This window comes from Salimicrobium flavidum (assembly GCF_900156645.1).
Taxonomy (GTDB): domain Bacteria; phylum Bacillota; class Bacilli; order Bacillales; family Halobacillaceae; genus Salimicrobium; species Salimicrobium flavidum.
This window is the reverse complement of the sequence record NZ_FTOC01000002.1, coordinates 109384-134704: the sequence shown is the minus strand read 5'-3', so window position 1 is coordinate 134704 and position 25321 is coordinate 109384. Positions and strand designations below refer to the sequence as shown.

Here is a 25321-nt window from a genome sequence, read left to right as displayed (position 1 = left end):
TACTACTCCCCTTTCGGAAATTCCTGAGGAACAGCAGGCATTTGCCGTTTGTGCTTACTCTTCTCATGAAGCTCCTCGATGATTTGTTTATCCTTCTCATCAATCGATTCCCCGCGTAAATAGGCGTCAATCGTATCGTAGGAAACACCGAGTTCACCTTCATCCGTCTGACCTTCCCACAACTCCGCGCTAGGCGGACGTTCGATGACCGCTTCCGGGACTTCAAGGAATCTGGCCATCTCACGCACCTGCTCTTTCGTCAGATGAGCGAGCGGTTCCAAATCAGCAGCGCCGTCTCCGAACTTCGTGAAGTAACCGGTATATGTTTCCGGAGCGTTGCCGGTTCCGACTACCAGGTAATTATAGTTCGCAGCCATCGCATACAACGCATTCATTCTCAGACGGGCTTTGAGGTTAGCCCCGCCAAGCAGTTCATTGTCTTCCACCCATTCTCCGTGGGTTTCTATACTCTCTTTAATATCTTTGAAAAGCTTTTGATAAGCGTCCGTCAGGTTGATTCCGATGTAGAAAAGGTCAGCTTTCTCAACTGTATCGACAGCTTCCACCTGGTCCTCGACCTGCTGTCCGACCGGCATGATCACACCAAGAGAGTCGTTCGGAAAAGCGCGTTTTATAAGGTTCGCGACTACAGCTGAATCCAGACCTCCGCTGACCCCGACGACTGCCCCCTTGGCACCTGCATCCTTGACTCTTTTCTCTAACCATTCCACAAGATAATCGACATGTTCTCTCATTGCTATTGCCTCCCCATCCTCTGTCTTATTCTGTTAGGAGAGTACCCATTTCCGGAACAGGTGAAACAAGACCAACAAGGTTTTCGGGAACGTAAAAGACCCTTCCCGACTTATGCCGGAAAGGGCCCCTTTATACGATACTACTGGATATATCCAGTTTCAGTTTATCGTTTTCTCGAACCGTTCCTCATCGCTAAGGGATCCTCTCCCTTTTATCGAAAACAGAGTTATCGATGCCCTGCTTCGAAAGCCGGTTGTTGAATCGGTTCCTGAGGAAGACGATGTTTGTTCGTGCCATTCTTAGCACGGGTCATTAGCTCATTACCAGCGACCAAAACTACAAACGTCGAAACTACAGTGAATAAAATTATGAAAAGAGATGTGACCATCGTCTCTTCCTCCTTTACAAATAGAGTTTGATACCATTTATATCTATATAGTATCAAATATCCCCCTAAAGTAAATAGAAAAAATACTATTCTTCAAAAACCAATCGATTCCTGTCGTATACTATCGTTTACTCTAAATATTTCAACCGATTAAAGTCGTTGTCATGAGCGCATTTCCATAAAAAAAGACCGGTGGAAACCGGTCTTTATCTGACTATTTCGACTGTTTGTGTTTACTGATCATCACGTTGATTTCGGCTCCGACCATAAGAATCAGACCGGTAAGGAAGAACCAAAGCATCAGTATGATGATCCCCCCAAGACTTCCATAGGTGGCCGAGTAATTCCCGAAATTATTGATATAAAATGAAAATAGCAACGAAATGATCTGCCATAATAAAGCAGTAGTCAGCGCTCCTGGGATGATACTCTTAAACGGAATTTTCGTATTCGGAGCGATGTGGTAAAGAGCCATCAGCACCCCGGTCATAACAATAATTGCTACTACCCATCTTAAAATCTGGAATATGATGACGGTCGAATCAGGCAATCGAAGAAGATTCTGTGTAAAGCTTATGATCACATCACCGAACACCGGCAGCATGATTGCTACAAGGATAGCGACTATCATTCCGAAAGTCAGCCCGATCGAAATCAGTCTCACTTTGATAAAGGAGCGGGTCTCTTCTACATTATAAGCAATATTAGATGCTTTGATGAAAGCATTGACACCATTCGAAGCGGACCATATCGTACCCAGAATACCAATGGTCAGAAGCCCGCCGCTCGGCTCCTCCACAACACTCACTATATTTTCCCTGAAAATCTCCCCTGTGTTCCCTGGCACATTATTCGAAATGAATGCCATGACGCGCTCACTATCAATTGAGAAATAAGGCAATAAAGACAGAATAAGTATGAGCATCGGGAAAATCGCCAGCAAATAATAGTATGCCTGTGATGCTGCAAGTACCGGCACGTCATCCTTTTGGAACTCTCCTATAAATTCCTTTCCGTAATCTCTGATTTTTTTGAACACCCTGCACTACCTCCCTTTGTCACAGTTACTGCCCTTCTATTCCCGAAGAGAGGCTTCATTAATCGAATTTTTTGGAAAAACATCCTTTTCAATGAGTTTCAAATGATGAATTTAGTGGTATCATGAAGAGAGAAGACGAAGGAGGTGGAACCATTGTCACTTGTTTCCATAAGTTTATTTATTATTGCTTTATCTTTTGGATTGATTGTGATTTTCCTGGTTAAGACGATGAATGCAGCTACTGAAATTCTACACAATGTTTCCAGCACGCTCGATACGGTGGAGAAACAAATCGAGGGCATGACGAATCAGACCGAAGACCTCGTAAGAAAAACGAACGCGTTGGCTGACGACGTCCAACACAAAAGCGAATCAATCGACCCGCTTTTCGAATCTCTACATAGCGTCAGTTCTTCGGTAGGGAACGTAAATCACTCGATTGACAATCTTACCCGTCATGTTTCAAATGCTTCCGATCGAAGCTCGGAGCAAGTCGCCCAGGCTATGAAATGGGGAGATGCGGTTATCGAGTTGTACTCCAAGTACCGCCGGATCCGTCCGAAACAGCAAACGAAATAAGAAAGGGGATCGATTATGGATTATTTAGGAATCGGTGTATTGATTATTGCTATTGCATTTGCGATTATCGCTATCTTTTTAGTGAGAACTTTGAACAATCTTGCTGATGTTCTGAAAGGAGTCGACCGCACTGTAGACGAGTTGCCCTCTCAGCTTGATAATGTCATGAATGAGACTACTGATATTCTTAAAAACAGTAATGTGGCATTAGCAGATGTTAACGAAAAACTTCGGGCGTTGAGTCCACTGTTTTATATCGTCGGAGATGTCGGTGAGTCTTCCCGTCAGCTTTCTTCCTCTCTCGTAGATGTTACCCATGCATTGAAGAAGAATACGACCGAAGGCGAAGACAAAGTCGGAGAACAGGGATGGAATGGTCTCTATGGCGCGCTGGCCCTCTCCTACTACCTTGTACAAAAGAGAAAAGCCCTGAAAGAAAACCTCCCGGAGAAGAACCATGCCACAGAATAACACGATCAATACGGGAGTCTCAGGACTCGGTTTTGTTCTTGGCGCACTTGGCGGATATTTTCTTTACCGGGACACACGGTTTCAGAAACAGGAATCGCATCGACGCCTGAAAAAAGAACGGAAACGACAGGAACGGTATAACACAGGCTCTCACATATACCATTCCATCGAAGCCGATAAGCTTCAGCTGAAACAGGAAGCTGTTCAATCCGCACGTTATCAAAATAACCTATTACAGAAAGAGGGATAAACAATGGTACAAAATTATGAAAACAATCAAAGCAGAACGAGAAAAGGAAACAAACTTCCACTCGCTATGGTTTCCGGAGCTCTTGTAGGAGCGGTCGTCGTACTGGCTGCAGATTCCGAAGAACGTAGACGCCTGAAGTCCGGTTCCTCGAATGCCAAACATAAAGTTTCCGATTATGCTACACGTGTGAAAGAAGATCCTCAAGGCGTTAAAGATGACTGGCTCGGCCGGATTCAAAGTGCCGCTTCCATTACTAAGGAAGCAGTCCAAAAAATCCAGGAAATCCTTGACGAGCAGGGTTCTCAAATCAAAGAGAGCGCTCAGGATATCCAACACGAGTCCAAAGAAATGATCGAGACTGCCAAAGATGCAGGAGAAGAACTCCAATCTGTCGGAGATAAAGCTCAGGAAGCAAAAGAGGAGCTATCCAGTGATAATGAAACGAACGAAACTGAAGAAACGACTATCACTGATATCAACGACAAGAAGTAATATATTGAAAGAATAGGGCTTGGCCGTTCACAGTACTGTGAACGGCCAAGCCCTATTTATATTTACTATTACGCTCTGTTAAAGACTATTGTTGATGATAGAAACGTAAGGTGGAGACGCCTGCGGGACTGGCATAGAAGGAAATCACTCGTATCGACCAGAAGGAGATACGGGAAGTTTCCGGCATGCCCGAGGCAAGCTTCCACCTGAAGCTACAACAAACGATAACAGAGCCTACTATTAAATTCTTCAAGTAAGAAAGATCTCCTGATTTCAAGCATCCTTCTTTTTAAGGAGATGCATATTTTCAAAATCTTTGACGGGAAGGGGGCGAGCATAATAATATCCTTGGACGATCAGCTTTCTTGAAATAAGATGCTTATGTTGCACAGTGTCTTCTATTCCTTCTGTGACCATTTCCAGGTTAAGTCTTTCTGCCATATCCAAAAGTACTTCTAATAATATGTTATCTTTTTCATTATAAGGAACGCCATCCATCAATGACTTGTCCAATTTCAAAGTATGAATCGGCATTTTTTTCAAATACATGAATGATGAGAGGCCCGACCCGAAATCATCCAACGCAATACGAATTCCTTTTTGACGCAATTCTTCCAGTAACACTGTCGCTCTCTCCAGATTGTTCATGACTGCTGTTTCTGTAACTTCGACTTCCAACCATCCGGAAGCGGGATCCACATTCATATCTTCGAAAGCTTGAAAGAGCATGTCATTGGCATCTTCAATCTGAAAATGAACCGTGGATAAGTTGATGGAAAGACTCGAAATGTCGAAGCCTCTTAACTTCCACTGCTTCATATAACACAGCGCTTCTTTCAATACCCACATCGTAATATGCTGAATAGTGCCATTCCGCTCCGTCACCGGAATAAACTCCCCTGGCGGTACATGCCCAAGTTCTTCATTGTACCATCGTACAAGCACTTCTGCTCCGGCGATAGATACTTCCGGCAGCTGGAATTTGGGTTGGATTACAAGAGAAAAACCTTTCATTCCGTCAGCTACATCCTGTTTAATATATTCTTCGATTTCCCGTTCCCTGCGGTTGGAATGCAACGAAGAATCATATACGACATACCGATTCTTACCTTGATTTTTTCCGTATTGCAGTGCCTGCTCAAGATTCCCAAAGATAAATGGTATGTCTTCTTTATCTCCGGAGATTGTTGCTCCTATAGTGGTGAAAACATGGATTGATGTTCCCCCGATAGAGAAAGGGCGTTTCAAAGTATCATGATAACGAAGCACTTCTTCGTTCACTTCCATGCCTTCTTCAATAGGTGTCATACACAGGAATTGGTTCCCCGCATAACGTATAACGATATCCCCGCTCTTTTTGTTCTCCGACAAATAATCAGCGAATTCCCTAAGTAGTTCATCTCCCTGCCGATATCCAAAAGTTTCATTGATCCACTGAAACTGATCAATATCAATCAATAAATATAGGACGCCTCCATGCCGATGAAGATGTTCCGTTTCTTTCCCCATGAATTGATGCACCCAATGACGATTCGGCAGACCGGTAAGTACATCCTGATAAGCCACTTTACGTATAGCGACATGTCGGGATTGGATGTAACCGAATATGAGGAAAAGACTAGTACACACTATAGCTGCGAGTATAATACCTAGAATATCGAAAGAAACTACAGGTGCACTTTGAAGAGCGACCAGGTTTTCTTCCGGAAGATGAAATTCCATAGCTAACATCCCAAGGTAATGCATGCCGGAAACACCGACACCTATGATAATAGCAGGTTGCATCAATGCTACTGTTTTATGCACATTCTTCATCTGCCTCAATAAATACAGTCCCAGAAAGGCTACTCCAATCGCAAACAAAATCGAAAGAATGACAAGACCAGTATCATATACCATAAATCCTTCAGATGTAATCGCAGCCATTCCTGCATAATGCATCCCCGAAATTCCAAGACCTATTACTATACTCGAAAACAAGGTAGCCCACCACCGGGAGACAATTACATATAGGGTTGTAAAAGCTACAAAGGAAGCGAACAGTGCCGGCACAATCGACAAAATTGTCAGTAACCAATTATAGGTGATGATCACTTTTAAACTGAAAGACGACATCCCTATGAAATGCATAGCCCAGACCGTCATCCCCATCACCAAAGAAGTGAAAGCGATCATCACCCGACTATACCCTTTCATCAAAGCAATGCGGCGATTCATAAATAACGTTATGTATGAACCGAAAATAGCTACAAGGATAGAAAGAATAATTAATTTAATATCATAAAATTGTTCAAGTATAATAGAATTCTCCAATTCATTCCCTCCTAGTGTCTTGCTACTATTGTACTTGTTATATTTCATTTAGCAAACCTTCTATTACACAATTGAAGCTCCAATTCCTGATTTATATGCTCGATAATTGTTTCCAACTCCACCTATCCAAGACTTTATTTCTGTCTCTTCACACTTCAAATTTGCCGTAAAAAAAGTCGCCTGGCTCAGCAGGCGACTTACTTTTCTCCAAACATATACGTACGATGATGAAACGTCACAGCAAAAGCGAATCCCATCGCCATAAGCGTTGCAAGCAATGAACTTCCTCCGTAACTGACGAACGGAAGCGGGATACCTGTGATCGGCAACAGTTGAATCGACATGCCGATATTTTGAAAAACATGGAAGGTGATCATAACGATGATTCCTACGAGAACGTAAGAGCTGAAATGAGAATTAGCACGCTGGGCAATGACGGTCAGACGATAAATCAACAGGAAGAACAATAGCAGAACCACACAAGTTCCGATAAACCCGTATTCTTCCCCGATGATACTGAAAATGAAGTCCGTCTGACTCTCAGGCATATACACCTCGCGCCCCCCTGTCCCCTTTCCGAACAATTGACCGGAGCCTATCGCCCGCATCGCCTTCACAAGCTGATAACCGGAAGAGTCTTCGTATTTAAGCGGCTGGAGCCAGGAATAGATACGACCGAAATGGTACTCTTTTACGCCGAGGTATTTTTCAAGAATCTGCGGCGCCTGAAGCGCAAGGATAATAACTGTCGTAGCAAGAGCTGCTATCCCTGTATATAAAGGAATGATGACACGCCATCGCACCCCGGAGATGAGAATCATACCGACCATGATCGCAATGAAAACGAGAGAGGTACCTAAATCGGGCTGTTGCATAACTAAAAGGAGCGGAAGAGCGGTAATCCCGACAATTTTCCCTATCAGTAGAAAATCTGACTTAAGAACCGGGCCACGGAATCTTTCATTATGTTTCGATATACTACTGGCAAGCATCATAATCGTGAAGATCTTCATGAATTCGGATGGTTGAATCGATAATCCCGGAAGCACAAACCAACTTTTCTGTCCTTTGACAACAGGTGCAATAGAAGATGGGGCAAGGATCAAGGCCACCAGGAGCAGTAGTCCGAATATATACAAATAAATGCTGGCTTTCTGATAAAGATCAGGGTCGAAATACATCATGAAACCGATGACGAAAAATCCGAGTCCGTAGAAGACCAGCTGCTTCATGACGAAGGGCTCGTTATATTGTTCACTTTGCTGGGCACTATATAAAGCGATGCAACTGACAGCAATAAAAGCCAGGATCGAAAAAAACAGCTGCCAATCAAATCTTTCTTCCCACCTCACATGCCAACTTCCTCTCTGGAACCATATTTCTTCAGCCACTATTATAACTCTAAACAGTAAGTTAGAAAAGCGGAAGCTGGAGAGTCAGGAGATACTATTGTATAAAAACCGCCACAGTGAAAATCACTGTGACGGTTTTTATGACTCATGTTTATTTAAATTCTCTCGTAGCCGCAACGGCTTTTTTCCATCCGTTATAAAGCTCCTCACGATCCTTTTCTTCCATATCAGGATCGAATGTCTTTTCTACGTTCCATTGTTTTCTAATGTCTTCTTTACTGTCCCAGAAGCCGACAGCCAGACCTGCAAGATAAGCAGCGCCGAGAGCTGTAGTTTCCTGGACGACCGGACGTTCTACAGGGGCGTCGATGATATCGCTTTGGAACTGCATAAGAAAATCATTCTTCACAGCCCCTCCGTCCACACGTAATTTTTTAACTTCTATACCGGAATCAGCCACCATCGCATCCAGCACATCTTTTGTCTGGTAAGCCAGAGATTCCAGCGTAGCGCGGATGATATGATCCTTCTTCGTACCACGAGTGAGACCCAGTATAGAGCCACGCGCATCACTGTCCCAGTAAGGCGTTCCGAGACCTACGAAAGCAGGTACCATATAAACACCTTCCGTAGAATCGACATTGGTTGCGAACTTCTCACTCGAAGGTGAATCTTCAATCACCTTAAGTCCGTCACGAAGCCATTGGATAGCGGAACCGGCGACGAAAATACTTCCTTCAAGTGCATATTCCACTTTTCCATCGATTCCCCATGCCAGAGTGGTCAAAAGACCGTTATCGGACTTCACTCCTTCTTCACCGGTATTCATCAGCATGAAACAACCTGTTCCATACGTGTTTTTCGCCATCCCTTCATCGAAACAAGCCTGACCGAACAGCGCTGCCTGCTGGTCTCCGGCGATTCCTGCAATCGGAACTTCTTCCCCGAAGAAATGATAATCGACCGTATTGGCATATACCTCAGAAGAATCTTTCACTTCCGGAAGCATGCTTTCAGGAACTCCTAGAATATCCAAAAGCTCTTCATCCCATTTCAAGTCATAAATATTGAACATGAGTGTACGGGAGGCATTGGAGTAGTCGGTGATATGAGCCTTGCCTCCGGACAGTTTATGCACGATCCACGTATCCATGGTGCCGAACAGTAAATCACCGTTATCAGCTTTTTCTCTCGCACCTTCTACGTTATCAAGGATCCATTTTACTTTCGTTCCGGAGAAATATGGATCAAGCAAAAGCCCTGTCTTGTCGCGGAACGTGTCATTTAAGCCTTTTTCCCGTAACTCCTTACAGATCCCCTCCGTCTGGCGGGACTGCCATACAATGGCTTTGTAGACGGGTTTCCCTGTGTTTTTATCCCAGACCACCGTCGTTTCACGCTGGTTCGTGATACCGATACCTTCAATCTGACTCGGATCTACGTCCGATTTCCTCAATACTTCTGAAATGCAGGCAAGAATCGAAGTCCAGATTTCGTTCGCATCATGCTCTACCCAGCCCGGCTTCTGGAAAAACTGTTCAAACTCTTTCTGCCCCGTTTCAACAATCTCCCCCTTATGGTTGAATAAAATCGCTCTTGAACTCGTCGTTCCCTGATCCAGGGATAAAATGTACTTCTCTGTCATAATTAATCTCCTCCTCATTTATGTTATTCATAAAGTAAACGTACTAGCTGATTTTCTCTTCAAGATCGTCCGCCGGTGTCGGGTTTTTGCTTAATTCCGACTTTGCCGCCAGGAACAGGATAGCTAAAATCACTACCGTACCGATCCAAAAAGGTATGTTGTAATTATTTAGAAACAATGCTTTGTAGAAAAGCGCTCCGTACATCCCTCCAAGAGCCGGTCCGACAATCGGCACCCAGGAGTATTTCCAGTCAGAACCGCCTTTGCCTGGTATCGGCAACAGGGCATGGGCGATACGCGGTCCAAGGTCCCGGGCCGGGTTGATCGCATAGCCCGTCGTTCCACCGAGACTCATGCCGATTGCAACAATCAGCAGCCCGACGATCGCCGGGTTAAGTCCTTCCGTAAAACTGTTGGCCCCTATGAATAATATCCCCATCACCAGTACAAACGTACCGAGTATCTCACTGACAAGGTTCGAAAAAGGGCTTCGGATAGCAGGATCTGTCGAGAAGACCGCCAATTTCGCTCCCTTGTCCTCGGTTACCCGCCAGTGTGGCAGATAGTTCAGGAAAACGAGGATACCACCTATAAAAGCTCCGATTACCTGGGCAGAAATGTACATCGGCACTTTCGACCACGGGAATTCACCGACCGAAGCAAACCCTAGTGTCACTGCAGGGTTGATATGAGCACCGGAAACACTACCCACGGCATAAACTGCCATCGTCACCCCGAGTCCCCAGGCAAGAGTAATCAGTACCCAGCCGGCACCTTCCGCTTTGGAGTCTTTTAATACGACCCCGCCTACAACTCCTCCTCCGAATATAATCAGAATCATCGTACCGATAAGCTCAGCTAAAAATTCATGCATCTTCATTACTCCTTTTCACATTATTTGTAAGTGGAAACGAAAAAAGATTCACATGACAAGGCACACTGGTCTCAATGCGCCTACTCATGTGAATCTCCAATTCTCCACCACACGTTTTAACTTGTTGCTTACACTATATCGGAATGTGTAAGCGGTGTCAAACGGATGAGTGAATTTATATTTATTCAGAGCAATCGCACACTCTTTACTTTTCCTTTTCTAATACTTTATAAACCTATTGGAAAGAAAAACAGCCAGGGGCAGCGGACTCTGAAGATATACACAAAAAGAATTTGTAAGAGAACGAACAACAGCAATCAACACCGGAAGATTCGAGACGAGACTCATCATTGTAGGAAGGATAATGTAGAGAATCCTCCGCAAACAGTATACGAGCCTGGGACAGAATGTATGGTAGAAATGCTGAAAACGAATATTCATAAGAAAAACACGGAGACTCCTAGGGGAACAGCACGAGCTTAAGATCCAATGGATCAAGCTATTCGCTTGATCCATTCAGCTGAAGCCTTGCCCATGGAAAGCGACGTGTTTTTCTTATGAATCATTCCATATACGAAGGTATATAAAAATCCGAACAACGTTGTTCGGATTTTTAAACGTAAAAGCAGTTTTTGTCCCAGGCTCGTTCTATTCAGTTTTGTCCTCTACTTTTTCATTCAGAAGGACTCGAAGTAGTTTTTGACGGTCTTTATCCCCCGTCGGAAATTGGATAGATTAAAATGTTCATCAGGGGCGTGCATGTTCTCCGACTGAAGACCGAATCCCATGAGCACCGGTTCGGAGTCCAATTCACCTCGGAACACTTCGATGATAGGAATCGATCCTCCTTCTTTTGGAAACAGGGTTTCATTTTCATAAAAGTTTTCATAAGCACGAGCCGCTTTTTGGATATATTCATTATCCGGATCCATCGTTACTGCCTTCGCCTCGATCAGTTTATCGAGGGTAACCGTAGCACCTTCAGGGGTGAATGCAGCAACATGTTCTCTGATCCTTTCAAAAACGTAAGACGGATGCTGTTCCCCGACGAGTCGGCAACTGATTTTAGCAGAAGCTTCTTTCGGGATGATCGTTTTCATACCTTCTCCCTGATATCCACCCTTTATCCCATTGAATTCCATCGTAGGGCGTATACCTATCTGTTCAAGCGGTGTGTATCCTTTCTCTCCATATAGGGAACTAAGTCCAAGTTCCCTCTTCGTTTCCTCTTCGGAGAACGGCAGACGAGCCATCTCTTCCCGTAACGCATTCGTCACTTCCGGTACTCCTTCATAAAATCCATCTACCGTTATTTTCCCTTCGTCATCATGAAGCGAGTCCAGCAATTTGACGAGGTGATGAACCGCGTTCGGTACTGCCCCTCCATATGCGCCGGAATGCAAGTCGGAAGAAGCGGTAATCACATTCATCTCAAATGCGAGCGCCCCTCTAAGCCCGGTCACGATCGCGGGCGTCTCTTTATCCATCATAGGTGTATCGGAAACGAGAACAGCGTCGCAGGAAAGCTTCTCTTTATGCTTCTTAACAAATGGCACAAGATTCGGGCTGGCTATCTCTTCTTCCCCTTCCAAACAGAATTTCACGTTCACCGGAAGTTCTCCGTATTCTTCCATCAGAGAAGCTACAGCTTTTACATGAATAAGCAGTTGCCCTTTATCATCCGTAGCACCGCGGGCATATACTTTATCATCGCGTATTTCCGGCTCGAACGGGGAGGTCGTCCACAATCCCAAAGGGTCCGGTGGCTGCACGTCGTAGTGACCGTAGATAAGAAACGTCGGTTTCCCAGGCTGATGCAACCAGTCGGCATATACGACCGGATTGCCCGCTGTTTCCATAATCTCCACATTTTCCATTCCGCTTTTCTTCAATTCTTCGGCCAGCCACCCGGCTCCCTTTACAATCCCCTCTTTATAAGCACTGTCTGTTGAGACTGTAGGAATCCTCAGAAATTCGAGCAGGTCCTTTATGTAAATATCCGATTTATCAACCATCTGCAATTCCTCCTAAAACATTGCCCCGTCCTCCGGAGAGCACAGGGCATGAATTATAAGTTTTCTAAAAATAGTCGGATGACATCCGCTCCACCGATGAACGTTCCGAGCGAACTTCCGATATTCGTCAAAGCGATGACGAGAAGCACTCTCGTCGCTTTGTTGTTCCAAAATCCTTTTACAGACGTTACATCATCCGGCAGCGATTCAAAGTCAGCGACGTTCGGACGCTTGATATAAGCCTGGACAAATCCCGCGAACCACCCGGCCGCAATCATGGGGTTGAGGGAAGTGATCGGCGCCGCTATAAAAGCAGTGACGATTGCGAGTGGATGTGCCCATGCGGCTGTGGCCCCGATAGCTGAAACGATTCCATTCCATAGAACCCAGCTGAGTGTCTGTTGGGCGCCAGCTTCGGCATTCACAGTAAATGTATAGGCGATGAGAGCGATGATGAAAATAGGGATCGCCCAGCCGATGATTTTCGGCCATGGGGATTTTTTCGGTCGTTCCTTCAACGCTTCGAGATCATGCTCATGATGAACTTCTTTCGAAATCCCCGGCACGTGGGCCGCTCCAAGCACCGCAACTATCTTTTTACCCGGCGCGGTGCGGATTTTTTCAGCGAGATACTGATCCCTTTCATCGATGAGAGGGGTCTTCAATCTCGGGAAATTCTCCGTGAAATCTTCAAGCATCGCATCGAGCATATCCTGTTCCTTCATCTTCTCGAGTTCTGCTTCTGTAATCGTTTCTTTCGAAAATATACCGGCAAACAGGGATAACATCAATTTCGCCTTGCCTTTGAAACCGAGATTTCCCCAGATACGGGCGAACGTAAGCTGGATGTTCCGATCGGCGAGGACGAGTTCAGCTCCAGCTTCTTTCGCTGAATCGATTCCCTGCAGCATTTCCTGACCAGCCTGGATTCCGAACTGTTCCGCCATACGTTTCTGGAAAGAAGAGATCGCCAGGTTCATAAGAAGAAGCGTCGATTTCTTCTCTTTGATGACCTGAAAAATATCCATATTCCTCCACTGGTTGCCTTCCATGATGGATTGATACCGTTGTTCGTCGAGCTCTACGCATACGCTATCCGGTTCTTCTCTTTCAATGACATCTTTGACCTGCACGGCGCTCGCTTTAGAGACATGTGCCGTACCGATAAGGACGATTTCTTTATCTTCGATTTGAATCCGTGTTATATAGTCTTCATGTTCTTCCATACGTGAACCTTCCTTTTTATACAGGCTAACTTTCATTTTATACTAAATAAGTCGTTCTGAACACAATTATCCACCCGTGATATTTATCACGAACAAGTACTGATAATTGTGTCTTATACCTGCTACTAATTTCGGTTATGATTATAGTAACATTAAGATACAGGAGGAACGATCATGGAAAAAGAAAAGCAAAAACAACTAAAAAAAGACGTCGCAGCCTTCGCCAAACCAGATACGAAGGCCGGCATCAAACAACTCGTCAATACAATGCTTCCTTTTCTCGCACTCTGGATTCTTGCATACGTTTCGCTTGAAATCTCCGTATGGCTCGCGGTTCCGATCGCTCTCCTCGCCGGAGCTTTCGTCGTTCGTATTTTCATCATCTTTCACGATTGCACCCACTCGTCTTTTCTGCCGAGCCAGAAAGCGAATCGTACCATCGGGATTATCAGTGGAATCCTTACTCTGTTCCCTTTCGATAAATGGAAACGTAGCCATTCCATTCACCACGCAACCAGCGGGAATCTCGACAAACGCGGAACAGGTGACATCTGGGTCATGACCGTGGAAGAATATATGCAAGCCTCCAAAGGGGAACGATTCATCTATCGCTTATATCGTCACCCGATCGTCATGTTCGGATTCGGACCGATTTACCTGTTTCTCGTCTCCAATCGGTTCAACCGTAAAGGAGCTAAGAGAAAAGAACGCTTGAACACTTACCTTACCAATGGATCTGCGATACTGATTTACGGAACCATCATCGCTACTTTAGGCTGGGAAGCTTTCCTTCTCGTTCAACTGCCTATACTATATGTATCCGGCATGCTCGGAATCTGGTTGTTCTACGTCCAACACCAGTTCGAAGATTCCTATTTCGAAGATGAATCCGAATGGGACTTCGTCAAGGCAGCGGTCGACGGAAGTTCCTATTACAAGCTTCCTAAGGTAATGCAGTGGATTTCCGGAAATATCGGTTTCCACCATGTCCATCACCTTCAGCCAAGAGTTCCGAACTACAAACTTGAAGAGGCACACGAATCAAATCCGCCTCTGAAACATGCAACGACGATCACGTTCCTGACAAGTCTTAAATCCGCGCGTTTCCGCCTTTACGACACGGCGAACAAAACGTTCGTATCGTTCAAAGACATCAAACCGAGGCTGAAAAGAAATGAGCAAACTTCCGCCTGACATCAAAAGAAAAGAGGTCGTCCCTACTTCCCATGGGACGGCCTCTTTTCTATATGATATGCTTGATGAAAAGGAGCGACATTTATGCAGAACTGGTACGACATCTTACCTAAACAAACAGGACTCGGCGCTTATATTTGGATCATTTTTTGCGTCCTTCCTTTTTTCTTCATTTTCAGGTCTTCTTCCATGTACGAGATCATTTTCGGAATTCTGATGACTTTCATTTTTTTCCTTTGCTACCGCTGGTCTTATTCCTCCGATAGCCGGATGATTTATATTTTCGTCAGTGTGGAAATAGTTATCAGTCTCGTGATGACGTTTCTCTTCGGGTACGTCTACTTTGCTTTGTTCCTCGCTTATTTCATCGGAACCGTACGTCACACAGGAGGATTCATCGCTCTTTATACCGTTCACCTTACAACTACTTTTATAGCGACCATACTGACATTCATCATGCGGATGGAATCTCTTTTCCCTTACCTACCGTTCGTCACTATTGCTCTGATCGGTGTCGTACTGCTTCCTTTCACCGTCCGATACCGCAGGAACCAGGAAGTATTGAAAGACGCACTCGAAGATGCCAACAAACGCATATCCCAGCTGATGGTCACAGAAGAAAGGGAACGTATCGCCCGGGATCTTCATGATACCCTTGGGCAAAAACTATCTATGATCGGTCTGAAAAGCGAACTGGCGGGCAAACTGATCGAAGATAAACCATCCCAGGCCAAAAGTGAAGTAGATGATATCCATGATACAGCCCGTGCTGCTCTTAAAGAAGTAAGGGAAATGGTGTCTGACATGAGAGTCGCCTCTCTCGAAGATGAGTGGGTACGAGCCCATCAGATGATAGAAACTGCAGGTATGAGATTCGAGCAGGAAGGGGATCCAGGTGAACTGTCTCTTCCGCCTCTGATCGAGCACGTTCTAAGTATGTGCCTGAAAGAAGCGATCACTAACGTCATCAGGCACAGCGAAGCCTCTACTTGTCGCGTATCGCTCACCCAATATCAGGAATACACTTCTCTTACGGTAACCGATGACGGCAAGGGCTTCCAGACTAACAATTTTTCCCGCGGAAGCGGTATGAAAGGTATGAAAGAACGCCTGGAATTCGTCAATGGCAGCCTTGAAGTCAACCAAAATAACCAAACCAGCCTTTCTTTCCATGTACCGACTGTCATTAAACAAAAGGAGGACTCCTTATGATTCGGCTGATTATTGCAGAAGACCAGCGAATGCTACTCGGCGCCCTTGCCACACTTCTCGATCTTGAAGAAGGCATTGAAGTCGTCGGTCAAGCAGGAGATGGAGAAGAATTATTGCGCCTCGCTTATGAATTAGAACCCGATATATGTATGCTCGATATCGAAATGCCGAAAAAAGACGGCCTGGAGGCTGCGATGGAATTGAAGGACCATCCTTCCAAAGTGATCATACTTACGACTTTCGCCCGCTCCGGCTATTTTCAAAAGGCCCAGAATGCCCAAGTGCACGGTTATCTATTAAAAGACAGCCCGAGTGAAGATTTGGCCTCTTCCATCCGTAAGATACATGAAGGTGCGAAAGTTTATGACCCTGAACTGATTGATATCGCCTTCACAGCTCAAAGTCCCCTGACAGAAAGAGAACAGCAAGTCGTCAGCCTGATGGCCGAGGGGAAAAATACAAAAACAATCGCTCTTGAGTTGTTCATCACTCCTGCCACGGTGCGTAACTATATTTCAATCATTCTTGATAAGCTTGAGGTCACCAATCGAATTGAAGCGATCCATCGCTGTCAGGAAAAAGGGTGGATCTAACTTCAGTTTCACTTCTTTTCATAAGGGAAAGAAGAAGGAAAAGGAGAGTGAAACGATGAATAAACGACCGGTCGTCGCCCTTACAGGGGCAAGTGGATATATCGGAAAGAACCTGCTTAAGAAAATAGAAGAGAGTGCTGATGTCATCGCTCTATCAAGGAACGGGGATAAGTATGGAGACAGTGAACATGTCACATGGCGTTCCTGTGATTTGTACTCCATGGTGGATGCCGAGAAAGCATTAGAAGGGGCGGATATAGCCGTTTACCTGGTGCACTCCATGATGCCTTCCGCCAAGCTCACCCAGGGCTCATTCGAAGATATGGACGTCATACTCGCGGATAACTTTGCGCAGGCAGCTAAGAAACAGAACATAAAACGAATCGTATATCTCACAGGGATCATCCCAAATGATAACGAACCTCTCTCCCGTCATTTGCGCAGCCGTTTCGAAGTGGAGAATGTTCTTCGTGCCTACGGGACACCTGTCACAGCTATAAGAGCCGGCCTGATTGTAGGACCCAAGGGGTCGTCTTTCCCGATTTTAGCGAAATTGGTGAAACGTCTACCTTTCATGATTCTACCTAAGTGGACACGTATGGAGACCCAGCCGATCGCTCTCCCGGATGTCCTTCATGCTCTTGACGAAGGCATGCGGAATGAAAGCATTTCGAACCGTTCCATCGACGTCGGTGGTCCGGAAGTCATGACCTACTGGGATATGATGATGAAAACGGCTGGTATTTTAGGTAAAAATCCTAGAGCTATTCCTGTACCATTCATCACCGTGAAACTATCAAGATTATGGGTAAGTATGGTGACAGGGGCTTCCAAAGAAATCGTCTATCCCCTTATCGAGAGCCTCAAACACCCGATGATTGTCCAAAAAGAGAACTACGTGGAAGGGATAAGTAACGGGAAGATTTCATTTGAAGAATCTGCGAAACATGCGCTTGAAAGTGAAAGGCAGGAGGGAGTACGCCTGAAACTTCCTCAACTCCCTTCCTTCAAACAGGATGTTCGCTCTGTACAGAGAGTCACTCTGCCTCAAGGAGAGACGGCAGACAGTACAGCATTGTATTATGTGGAATGGCTCGAGTCGCTGTTGAATCCTTGGGTGCGGACAACCGTCGATGAAAACTACCGTTGCCGCATCGGTATATCGTTCAGTTCAAAGCCATTGCTGGAACTTTCCTATTCTAAAGACAGAAGTACGACTGACCGGGCGCTTTATTATATTACGGGAGGCTTGCTTACAGACTCTAAAAAGAATACCCGGGGGCGCCTTGAGTTCAGGAAAATCCCACACAAAGATGAGTTGATTGTGGCTATTCATGAATATATGCCGTCCCTCCCATGGTTCGCATACAAATACAGCCAGGCCTTCACCCATCTTCTGATCATGCGACTCTTCAGCAAACACTTGGAAAAACGAAAAGCGGAAGTTTCCGTTCAGAAGACCTAAGATAAGTGGAGATCCCTGGCTTCGGGTGCTTTTTCCCGAAACAGAGATAGCCGCTTATATTACGGACTTCTGGAAACTGCAGCTGGACAACGAAAAGCGGAATCACCCCGTTTAGAAACCTAAGTCATAAGTAGACTTGTTCTCTTTTGGGTGCTTTTCCCAAAAAGACATGGCTACTTATAGCTCCGGTTTCTGGGTGATGAAGCTGGACAACGAAAAGTGAAGACATCCCGCTCAGAAGCTCTGACCTAAGTAGACCGGTCAGGCAAAAGTGTTCTTCCTTTTTCTGATCCGGGCTACTTAGGGCACGTGCTTTTGGATGTCGTAACTGGACAACGAAAAGCGGAAGTTTCCGTTCAGAAGACCTGAGTAATTAGCAGCACAAAGATGAAAAAGAAGGCGGAAGCTCCCTTTCAAACTGGAGTCTACGCCTTCTTTTTTGTCTTCCTCATCTATTTTTCATATCCTCCGTCATTTCATACAATCCGTGAGAAGAGGCAGCCACCTGGGAGACCGCTTTATTGATTTCATCTATGATCGCTGTGAACTCTTTCAGATTGGTCTCCATATTCGTACTCGACCGGTAATTCTTACCCATCGCATCTACAATATCCAGCATGAACTCATTGATTTCATCAATCTTCTCCACACCGTCCCCGATCATTGCATCTATTTCCGTCACACGTCCGGAAACGCTATGCACCTGTCCGTTCGTGGACTCGATCAGCTGGGAAACTTCAGAAACAGAGGACTGGGTCTGTTCGGCGAGTTTACGCACTTCATTCGCCACGACGGAAAAACCGGCTCCATATTCCCCGGCCCTCGCCGCCTCAATCGAAGCATTCAGCGACAGGAGATTCGTCTGTTCGGCAATACCTGAAACGATGGTGACAATTTTACCGATCTTATCCGCAAACCCCTTCAGTTCTTCTGTTTCCACCGAAATATGCCTGATGCTTTCTTTGATTTCCTTCATCTGTTTCTGATGCTCATCAAGTTCCTCTTTACTCTTCATGGACTGCTCGGTAACCTGTTCGCTTATGCCAGCCCCTTCTTTCGCCTCTTTGAGAATCTCCTCGCTCTGATTCTTCAACTCTTCCGTAGAGCCACTGGCCTCCTGTGTAACGGAAGCAAGCTCCTCCGCTGTCGTCTCCACCCGGGATGATCTTTCACGTTGCTCTTCGATCGCCTCACGTCTTTTCCGCGCATTCCCTTCTTCGAATAGATCCAGGACGATCTGCTGTTCCAGGCTCAACATTTTCGTAATTGCCAGAATTCCTTTGTGATAGTATTCATAAGACAATTCCGCCTGATCAAGCGCTGAGAACATCGATAATTGCATATCCTGAAAAGCTGCCATGTACCATTTAGGCAACAGTCCTATGTGTACGTGCATTTCAGCGATTCTCCGACGTTTCTCGATGAACTCTCCGTCTATGACGCCATTGAACATTTCCTGGATGTGGCGGATCAGTGTCTTTTTCAGACGCTCTGTGGAACTGTGTTCGTTAATGATATCAATCAGGGATGGTTCCTTCTCCAAATTCGCATAAAACTGATCGACGACTCCCTGCACATGCTCCTCGAAAACCGGTTCCAAGGAATTCAAGACCCCGAGGTCCTCCTCGGTCATATGTATCATCTTCAATTGTTTCTCAAGATCGGAACCTTCCTCGACCTCTATTCTCCCAAGCACCGTTTCTTCCTTCGATTCGTTAGCTGTTTCTGATTTTCTTCTGCCGAATAGCTGTAACATATGCTTCCCCCGCTCATGCTTTTTTTCTACTATCGGCATCATTCCTCAATCGTTAACCGAATCCAGCCAGTCAGCAATTTCAAGCAACCATCTTCTGTCCACTTTTTTCCTTTCTTCAAAGTGCTTCACGATGTAGCTCGCGGGTGGTTCATACTGTTGCGACGATTCTTCGATGTCTTCAAGATTCCGCGCCCATGTTCGGACCGCTTCTTCTACCAGTTCCCGATTGGAATAATGAACGAAAAGAAGAGCCGGATATACGAGACTTACATCCATCCGCTGCTGACGAAAAACCTCCGTGATCATCTCTGCTAAAACTTCTTCCCCCTGCACGGTGAGCTCATACACCGTCCGGCTCGGCCGCTGCTCGATCTGCTCCTTTTTGCTTCCCCTGATATTTCCTCGCTCTTCGGCTTTACGGATATTATGATAAAGGTTTCCATCCGTTATGGAAAAAAGCCTGTCCCAGTTTTGTTTCTTCATGACACGCTTCATTTCATAAGGGTGGCGCGGCTCATCTTTCAACAACCCCATAATCAGAATCTGCATCGACATTCCTAACCCTCCCCGTTCTTCAACTTCTTTATATATTACAGAAAAAGCTGCCCCTTTTAAAGGGCAGCGCGAGGCATCACTGAGCAGAGAAGCCTCCATCAATAACGAGCTCGGCTCCAGTAATATAATCCGCATCATCGGAAGCGAGGAAAAGCACTGCATTCGCAACATCTTCCGGCCTGCCGAGTCTTCCAAGAGGTGTCGCCTGTTCAAGCTGTTCAAGCATACCCCCTGACTCTTTCAGTTTCTTCGTCATCGGTGTTTCGATGACCCCCGGAAATACAGCGTTAACCCGTATCCCCTGTTTGCCATAAGTCGTACTCGCGGATTTGGAAATCGTACGTACCGCCCCTTTAGAAGCAGAGTAACTGTTGAACCCGAGACCGATCTGTGCTGTGTAACTCGATATGTTTACAATCGCACCTTTGCCTTGTTCCACCATGTAAGGAGCTATATGTTTGATACCTGCGAAAGGCCCGTAACTGTTGATTCGCATCATCAGTTCCCAATCTTCCACAGTCGTCTCCTCCGCAGACTTTTCACTCGTAATACCGGCATTGTTGATGAGAATATCGATCCGTCCATACTGATCATTTATTTTTCGAGCTGCTTCTTGCCAATCCGCATCAGACGATATATCGAGTCGAATCCCTTCCACATTTGTCCACTGTCCGACCAGCTTCAAACCTTCTTCATCCAAATCTGCCGCTATGACATCGGCTCCTTCATTCCTGAAAATATCGACCATTTCTTTTCCGATACCGGAGGCTCCCCCGGTAATAATCGCAACTTTCCCATCTAATTTCCCCATTATTCATCCCTCCCTATTCTAGTCATTATAGTCCTTTTTATACTTTGTGCAGAGTATTCTGCTTGAACTATGCAAATCTCTTAACTTCTAACTGCACCTCTGCTATAATTATTTCTTGTTCACATTGCGAATTAATAAATTAGGAAGAAAGAAGGCAATATTATGGCGGATGGAGAAGGACGCCCAGACATTAATAAAGTCCCGCTGATGATTGTGCTCATCTCCGGGGCCTTCGTTGCTATATTAAATCAGACTCTTTTATCGACAGCTATTCCTCCGATCATGAACGATCTCGGGATCAGTGCCAATACAGCTCAGTGGTTACAGTCGGTCTTTATGCTCGTGAACGGGATCATGATTCCGATTACCGCTTTTTTGATCGAGCGATTCACGACCCGGGGATTGTTCCTGACGGCCATGGGAACCTTCGCGCTCGGCACGATTATTTGCGCAGTAGCTCCGAACTTTTCTTTCCTCATGGCCGGACGGATACTCCAGGCCGGTGGAGCTGGGATCATCATGCCACTGATGCAGACGATTCTTTTTCTCGTTTTTCCGATTGAAAAGCGCGGTTCCGCAATGGGTATGTTCGGACTGGTCATCGCTTTCGCACCGGCTATAGGACCGACACTGTCGGGTTACCTTGTCGGTCAATTTCCTTGGAGAAGTGTGTTTTACGTAGTACTTCCGATTGCAATCATCGATATCATCGTCGCTTATTTCATATTGAAAAACGTAACAAAACAAACCTTCCCGAAAATCGACGCGCCTTCTATCGCGTTGTCGACGCTCGGTTTCGGAGGTCTCTTATACGGTTTCAGTACGGCAGGGAATGTTGGCGGCTGGTTTATGCCTCAAGTCTATGTACCGATCATCATTGGTGCGATTACACTGACGTTGTTCATTAAGAGACAGATGAGACTCGAACAGCCTATATTGGAGTTCCGTATTTTCAAATACAGCGTCTTCACACTTACGACCGCTCTCGGTATGGTGGTATTCATGTCGATGATCGGTGGAGCGGTGATTCTTCCGATGCTTATGCAGAACATGCTCGGATTCACGGCACTCGAATCAGGGCTCATGCTTTTGCCCGGGGCAGTCCTGATGGGTATCATGAACCCTATCAATGGCCGTCTCTTCGATAAATTCGGAGCCAGATGGCTTGTGATACCGGGGCTCGGTCTCCTTACTATCACCAATTTCATGTTCACGTTCTTAACTGTGGAAACCACATTCTCCTACCTGACTATTGTCAACGCTGTTCGGATGTTCGGCATTGCTATGGTAATGATGCCTGTTACTACAGCTGGACTCAATCAGCTGCCGGACCGTCTTATGCCTCACGGAACAGCGATGAACAATACGATGCGGCAGATTGCGGGAGCAGTCGGCACGGGGCTACTTGTCTCCGTCATGTCGAGCGGAGCGATTCCGGGAGAGGGCGCTGCCGGTATGGTCGAAGGGGTGAACACTTCTTTTGTCGTAGCAGCCGCAATTTCTCTCGTAGGCTTCATCCTCGCCTTCTTTATTAAAGGAAAAAGAAAAGCCGTAGCTTCCGCCCAGGCTCAGAATGTGTAATTATTTTCACAAAACGACAAAAAGGGAGTGTCCGATCTTATCATCTGGACACTCCCTTTTTCGTTCAGGTAACTTATCCATCACCCAGCCATTTGGATAACGGGTACACTCCAAGACTCTGGATGATAAGAGAAAGAACCACGACCGGAAAACTGATGGATAAGAGCATTTCGCTACCTTCAGGACTCAGCGCGTGTAAACTCAAAATCAGAAAGACAGACATCGTCCCACGTATACCTGCCCAGGAAACGAGAAACGCCTGCTTTTTCCTCTCCAGTTCCCGGTGCTTATGAAAGATTCCCAACACTCCTGAAACTATCAGGAAACGGATACCAATGGATGCAAAGAGAATAATGGTGACAAGCAACCAGTGAGCAGAAGCAAGAGTAGTTGTAGCCGCGATACCGATCAGTAGAAATACGAGAGAAAGCAACGACGGTTCTACCACATTCCAAAATCCGGATAATGCCTCTCTGTAGTGGTCTTCTTTATTCGTATGCTCGAATTCATAACTGAGCATGAGTCCTGCTGCTACCGTTGCTAACACTCCCGAAACACCGATGTGTTCCGCCGCATGGAAAGCCCCGTAGGCGATAATGATGCTGAGCATCACCTGATAATCCCGATGATGAGTGATGTGTACAGCTTTCGAGCAGATCCAACCAAACAAAAGTCCTACAGCTACACCACCTAGGGAAACGTACAGAAACTCACCGAGAAAGCCGAAAAATTGAAATGACTCCTCCCCGGTGTATATACCGACCAGCACCGTGAACAACACAACACTCGTGCCATCATTGATCATAGACTCCCCGTCGACCACTTCGGCGATGTGTTCATCCGCTGCTTCTTCGAGTACAGATATTGCCGATACCGGATCAGTCGGGGTCAATATAGCCGCTACCAGCATTGCTCCGAGCAGAGAGATATTTACAAACAACCCTCCTGCCGCGTAAACGACGATACCCAACACAAGAGCCATAACGACCATCCCCACTGTACTCAAAGCAGCTAATACCGGTCCGTGCCTTCTCAGCGCTTTCGTCGAAAATTCATAAGCGGAAACAAATAAAATCCCCGGCAAAAATATGTCATAAATTATTTTCTCCGTCACTTCGATCGATGAAAAATAGGGAAGAAAAGATAACCCGATACCAATAATGAGCAGAACGACCGGAATGGGTACGTTCTTCTTTTTCTTATCGATAGTAAAAACTATGTATCCTATCAACAAAAGGAGTATTACCTGAGTTACATTCATACTTCACCCTCCTTCCAGGCAGTAGCTTGTAATACAAAAATACCACTTTTCCCGAAAAATCAAACAAATCCATCTGTTTTGACATTAAGACACTTTTCCGCTATTGTAATTCAAAGTAAACGAATCAGCATTAAATATTAGGAGGATTATTGTGAAAAAACTCTGGCATTCATATATTCATACATCACTCATCAAAAAAATCACTGTCGCTCTGATCATAGGAATTGTGCTCGGGTTGATACTCGGAGAACAGGCAAGCGTGCTTGCACCCTTCGGAGATCTTCTCCTTCGTCTGCTTCAGTTCATCATCGTTCCTTTAATCCTGTTCACACTGATTGTAGGGGTGAACCAGACCTCCATCGGAAACCTGGGACGAATGGGCGGGAAAGTATTCATCTATTACCTGGCGACTTCCGCTCTCGCAATCATCGTCGGAACTTCCGTCGCCAGTCTGTTCGACCCGGGTACCGGCCTTTCCTTGAGCGGGGATGAGTCCTTTGAGGTCCCGGATAACCCGGGTGTAACGCAAGTTCTTCTCAACATCGTTCCGAACAATATTGTAACGGCTTTTGCTGAAATGAACCTGCTCGGCATCATTTTCACCGCTTTCGCATTCGGTATAGGAATCGCCTACATGCGCAGCACGGAGAAGTTCAGCGAGAAGGCGGAAAAGCTCTATGACATCATCGATACACTGAACGAACTTACACTGACGGTCATGAAAGGTATTTTACAGTATGTACCTGTTGGTATCGCAGCTATTCTCGCCGGCATCGTCGGGCAGGAGGGTGTGAATACACTTCAGGAGCTAGGTGGGTTCATCGGCGTTCTCTACATCGCACTTCTAGTCCAGTTAGTGATTTATATCGGTATTTTATTGATTACAAAAACGAATCTCGGCGGGTTTTTCAAAGAAGCACGCACGCCGATGGTGACTGCTTTCGTCACTCAAAGTTCTTCCGGGACACTGCCGGTGACGCTTAATGCTGCAAATCAGCTGAAGCTGAACAGAAGTCTTTATGGGTTCAGCCTTCCCTTAGGTGCCACAATCAATATGGACGGGGCTGCCATACGTATTGCCGTATCCGCCGTTTTTGCGGCTAATGTTATCGGAGATCCGCTAAGTTTTACAGGAGTGCTGCAGGTGGTCATCGTCGGAACACTTGCTTCTGTAGGAACAGCCGGGGTACCAGGTGCAGGTATCATTATGATAGCCACCGTCTTCTCCCAGGTAGGTCTGCCAATGGAGGCAGTCGCCCTCCTTACCGCTGTCGACGTCTTCGTCGGCATGGGTGCTACTGCACTGAACGTAACCGGTGACCTTGTCGGTACAAACGTAATCAACAAAACAGAGAAACGAACCTCATGAATATGTTAAAATTAAAAAAGCGGAATCACCGCGCTTAGAAATCTAAACTATAAAGAGAACAATTCTCTTTAATATGCCTGTTGTAATCGCTGAAGACCACGACGGGGTTCCGATAGTAAAAGGA

At 45.8% G+C, this 25321-nt stretch carries 24 protein-coding genes; 10 read left to right on the top strand and 14 right to left on the bottom strand.

All coding sequences use genetic code 11. From position 1 onward, the window contains the following. Positions 1-2: 2 nt before the first annotated feature. The 3 genes from nadE to BW944_RS03930 form a co-directional block, all read right to left on the bottom strand. On the bottom strand, positions 3-755 hold the full coding sequence (gene nadE / locus BW944_RS03935; RefSeq protein WP_076557051.1) for an NAD(+) synthase: 753 nt from the start codon (positions 753-755) through the stop codon (positions 3-5). Between the two features lie 227 nt (positions 756-982). Further along, entirely contained in the window at positions 983-1144 is a 162-nt protein-coding gene (locus BW944_RS14965; protein ID WP_159438143.1) for a hypothetical protein, read from the bottom strand. A 214-nt stretch (positions 1145-1358) separates the two neighbouring features. Further along, complete coding sequence (locus BW944_RS03930; RefSeq protein ID WP_076557050.1) at positions 1359-2183, bottom strand: YihY/virulence factor BrkB family protein; 825 nt, start codon at positions 2181-2183, stop codon at positions 1359-1361. 153 nt (positions 2184-2336) lie between these two features. Here BW944_RS03930 and BW944_RS03925 point away from each other — a divergent pair, with 153 nt between their 5' ends. Genes BW944_RS03925 through BW944_RS03910 form a run of 4 tightly spaced genes read left to right on the top strand, consistent with a single transcriptional unit; the run spans position 2337 to position 3975 of the window. Further along, entirely contained in the window at positions 2337-2762 is a 426-nt protein-coding gene (locus tag BW944_RS03925) for a DUF948 domain-containing protein (protein WP_076557049.1), read from the top strand. Between the two features lie 15 nt (positions 2763-2777). Next, positions 2778-3233: a DUF948 domain-containing protein gene (locus BW944_RS03920; protein ID WP_076557048.1), complete on the top strand. Its 456-nt coding sequence runs from the start codon at positions 2778-2780 to the stop codon at positions 3231-3233. Continuing rightward, complete coding sequence (locus BW944_RS03915) at positions 3220-3483, top strand: hypothetical protein (protein ID WP_076557047.1); 264 nt, start codon at positions 3220-3222, stop codon at positions 3481-3483. Before BW944_RS03920 ends, BW944_RS03915 begins: the two co-directional genes overlap by 14 nt. A 3-nt stretch (positions 3484-3486) precedes the next feature. Then, on the top strand, positions 3487-3975 hold the full coding sequence (locus BW944_RS03910; RefSeq protein ID WP_076557046.1) for a hypothetical protein: 489 nt from the start codon (positions 3487-3489) through the stop codon (positions 3973-3975). A gap of 85 nt (positions 3976-4060) precedes the next feature. Here the strand turns inward: BW944_RS03910 and BW944_RS15205 are convergent, their stop codons facing one another. From BW944_RS15205 to BW944_RS03875, 7 genes are all read right to left on the bottom strand, one after another. Beyond that, positions 4061-4228, bottom strand: coding sequence for a hypothetical protein (locus BW944_RS15205; RefSeq protein WP_234983103.1), 168 nt, complete (start codon positions 4226-4228; stop codon positions 4061-4063). A 20-nt stretch (positions 4229-4248) separates the two neighbouring features. Next, entirely contained in the window at positions 4249-6288 is a 2040-nt protein-coding gene (locus BW944_RS03905; protein ID WP_076557045.1) for a putative bifunctional diguanylate cyclase/phosphodiesterase, read from the bottom strand. A gap of 197 nt (positions 6289-6485) precedes the next feature. After that, on the bottom strand, positions 6486-7640 hold the full coding sequence (locus tag BW944_RS03900) for an FtsW/RodA/SpoVE family cell cycle protein (RefSeq protein ID WP_076557044.1): 1155 nt from the start codon (positions 7638-7640) through the stop codon (positions 6486-6488). Positions 7641-7791: 151 nt separating this feature from the next. Continuing rightward, entirely contained in the window at positions 7792-9285 is a 1494-nt protein-coding gene (gene glpK, locus BW944_RS03895; protein ID WP_076557043.1) for a glycerol kinase GlpK, read from the bottom strand. A gap of 43 nt (positions 9286-9328) precedes the next feature. Further along, positions 9329-10159: an MIP/aquaporin family protein gene (locus tag BW944_RS03890; RefSeq protein WP_076557042.1), complete on the bottom strand. Its 831-nt coding sequence runs from the start codon at positions 10157-10159 to the stop codon at positions 9329-9331. A gap of 677 nt (positions 10160-10836) precedes the next feature. Next, entirely contained in the window at positions 10837-12174 is a 1338-nt protein-coding gene (locus tag BW944_RS03880; RefSeq protein ID WP_076557040.1) for a dipeptidase, read from the bottom strand. Between the two features lie 53 nt (positions 12175-12227). Then, positions 12228-13400 (bottom strand): TraB/GumN family protein, encoded by a 1173-nt coding sequence (locus BW944_RS03875; protein WP_076557039.1) that lies wholly within the window; start codon positions 13398-13400, stop codon positions 12228-12230. Between the two features lie 174 nt (positions 13401-13574). Here BW944_RS03875 and BW944_RS03870 point away from each other — a divergent pair, with 174 nt between their 5' ends. The 4 genes from BW944_RS03870 to BW944_RS03855 all read left to right on the top strand — a co-directional run bounded on the left by BW944_RS03870 (position 13575) and on the right by BW944_RS03855 (position 17864). Continuing rightward, positions 13575-14594 carry a Delta(5) desaturase DesA gene (locus tag BW944_RS03870; protein ID WP_076557038.1) on the top strand — a complete coding sequence of 340 codons (1020 nt, stop codon included), beginning with the start codon at positions 13575-13577 and terminating at the stop codon, positions 14592-14594. An 84-nt stretch (positions 14595-14678) separates the two neighbouring features. Further along, positions 14679-15806 carry a sensor histidine kinase gene (locus tag BW944_RS03865; RefSeq protein ID WP_076557037.1) on the top strand — a complete coding sequence of 376 codons (1128 nt, stop codon included), beginning with the start codon at positions 14679-14681 and terminating at the stop codon, positions 15804-15806. Beyond that, positions 15803-16399, top strand: a complete 597-nt coding sequence (locus BW944_RS03860) for a response regulator transcription factor (protein ID WP_076557036.1) — start codon at positions 15803-15805, stop codon at positions 16397-16399. The genes BW944_RS03865 and BW944_RS03860 overlap by 4 nt, the downstream gene beginning before the upstream one ends. A gap of 55 nt (positions 16400-16454) precedes the next feature. After that, positions 16455-17864, top strand: coding sequence for an NAD(P)H-binding protein (locus tag BW944_RS03855; RefSeq protein WP_076557035.1), 1410 nt, complete (start codon positions 16455-16457; stop codon positions 17862-17864). 448 nt (positions 17865-18312) lie between these two features. Here BW944_RS03855 and BW944_RS03850 read toward each other — a convergent pair whose 3' ends face one another. The 3 genes from BW944_RS03850 to BW944_RS03840 form a co-directional block, all read right to left on the bottom strand. Next, positions 18313-19620 (bottom strand): globin-coupled sensor protein, encoded by a 1308-nt coding sequence (locus tag BW944_RS03850; RefSeq protein ID WP_076557034.1) that lies wholly within the window; start codon positions 19618-19620, stop codon positions 18313-18315. A gap of 45 nt (positions 19621-19665) precedes the next feature. Further along, on the bottom strand, positions 19666-20175 hold the full coding sequence (locus tag BW944_RS03845) for a PadR family transcriptional regulator (RefSeq protein ID WP_076557033.1): 510 nt from the start codon (positions 20173-20175) through the stop codon (positions 19666-19668). Positions 20176-20251: 76 nt separating this feature from the next. Then, the gene (locus BW944_RS03840; protein WP_076557032.1) at positions 20252-20986 is read right to left on the bottom strand and encodes an SDR family NAD(P)-dependent oxidoreductase; all 735 of its coding nucleotides are present in this window, start codon (positions 20984-20986) and stop codon (positions 20252-20254) included. Between the two features lie 162 nt (positions 20987-21148). On the opposite strand from BW944_RS03840, the gene BW944_RS03835 reads away from it, so the two are divergent. Continuing rightward, positions 21149-22567 (top strand): DHA2 family efflux MFS transporter permease subunit, encoded by a 1419-nt coding sequence (locus tag BW944_RS03835; RefSeq protein WP_076557031.1) that lies wholly within the window; start codon positions 21149-21151, stop codon positions 22565-22567. Positions 22568-22640: 73 nt separating this feature from the next. Here BW944_RS03835 and BW944_RS03830 read toward each other — a convergent pair whose 3' ends face one another. Next, positions 22641-23828 carry a cation:proton antiporter gene (locus BW944_RS03830; protein ID WP_076557030.1) on the bottom strand — a complete coding sequence of 396 codons (1188 nt, stop codon included), beginning with the start codon at positions 23826-23828 and terminating at the stop codon, positions 22641-22643. Positions 23829-23979: 151 nt separating this feature from the next. Between BW944_RS03830 and BW944_RS03825 the strand changes: the two genes are divergently transcribed. Next, the gene (locus BW944_RS03825) at positions 23980-25197 is read left to right on the top strand and encodes a dicarboxylate/amino acid:cation symporter (RefSeq protein ID WP_076557029.1); all 1218 of its coding nucleotides are present in this window, start codon (positions 23980-23982) and stop codon (positions 25195-25197) included. The last annotated feature ends 124 nt before the right edge of the window (positions 25198-25321 follow it).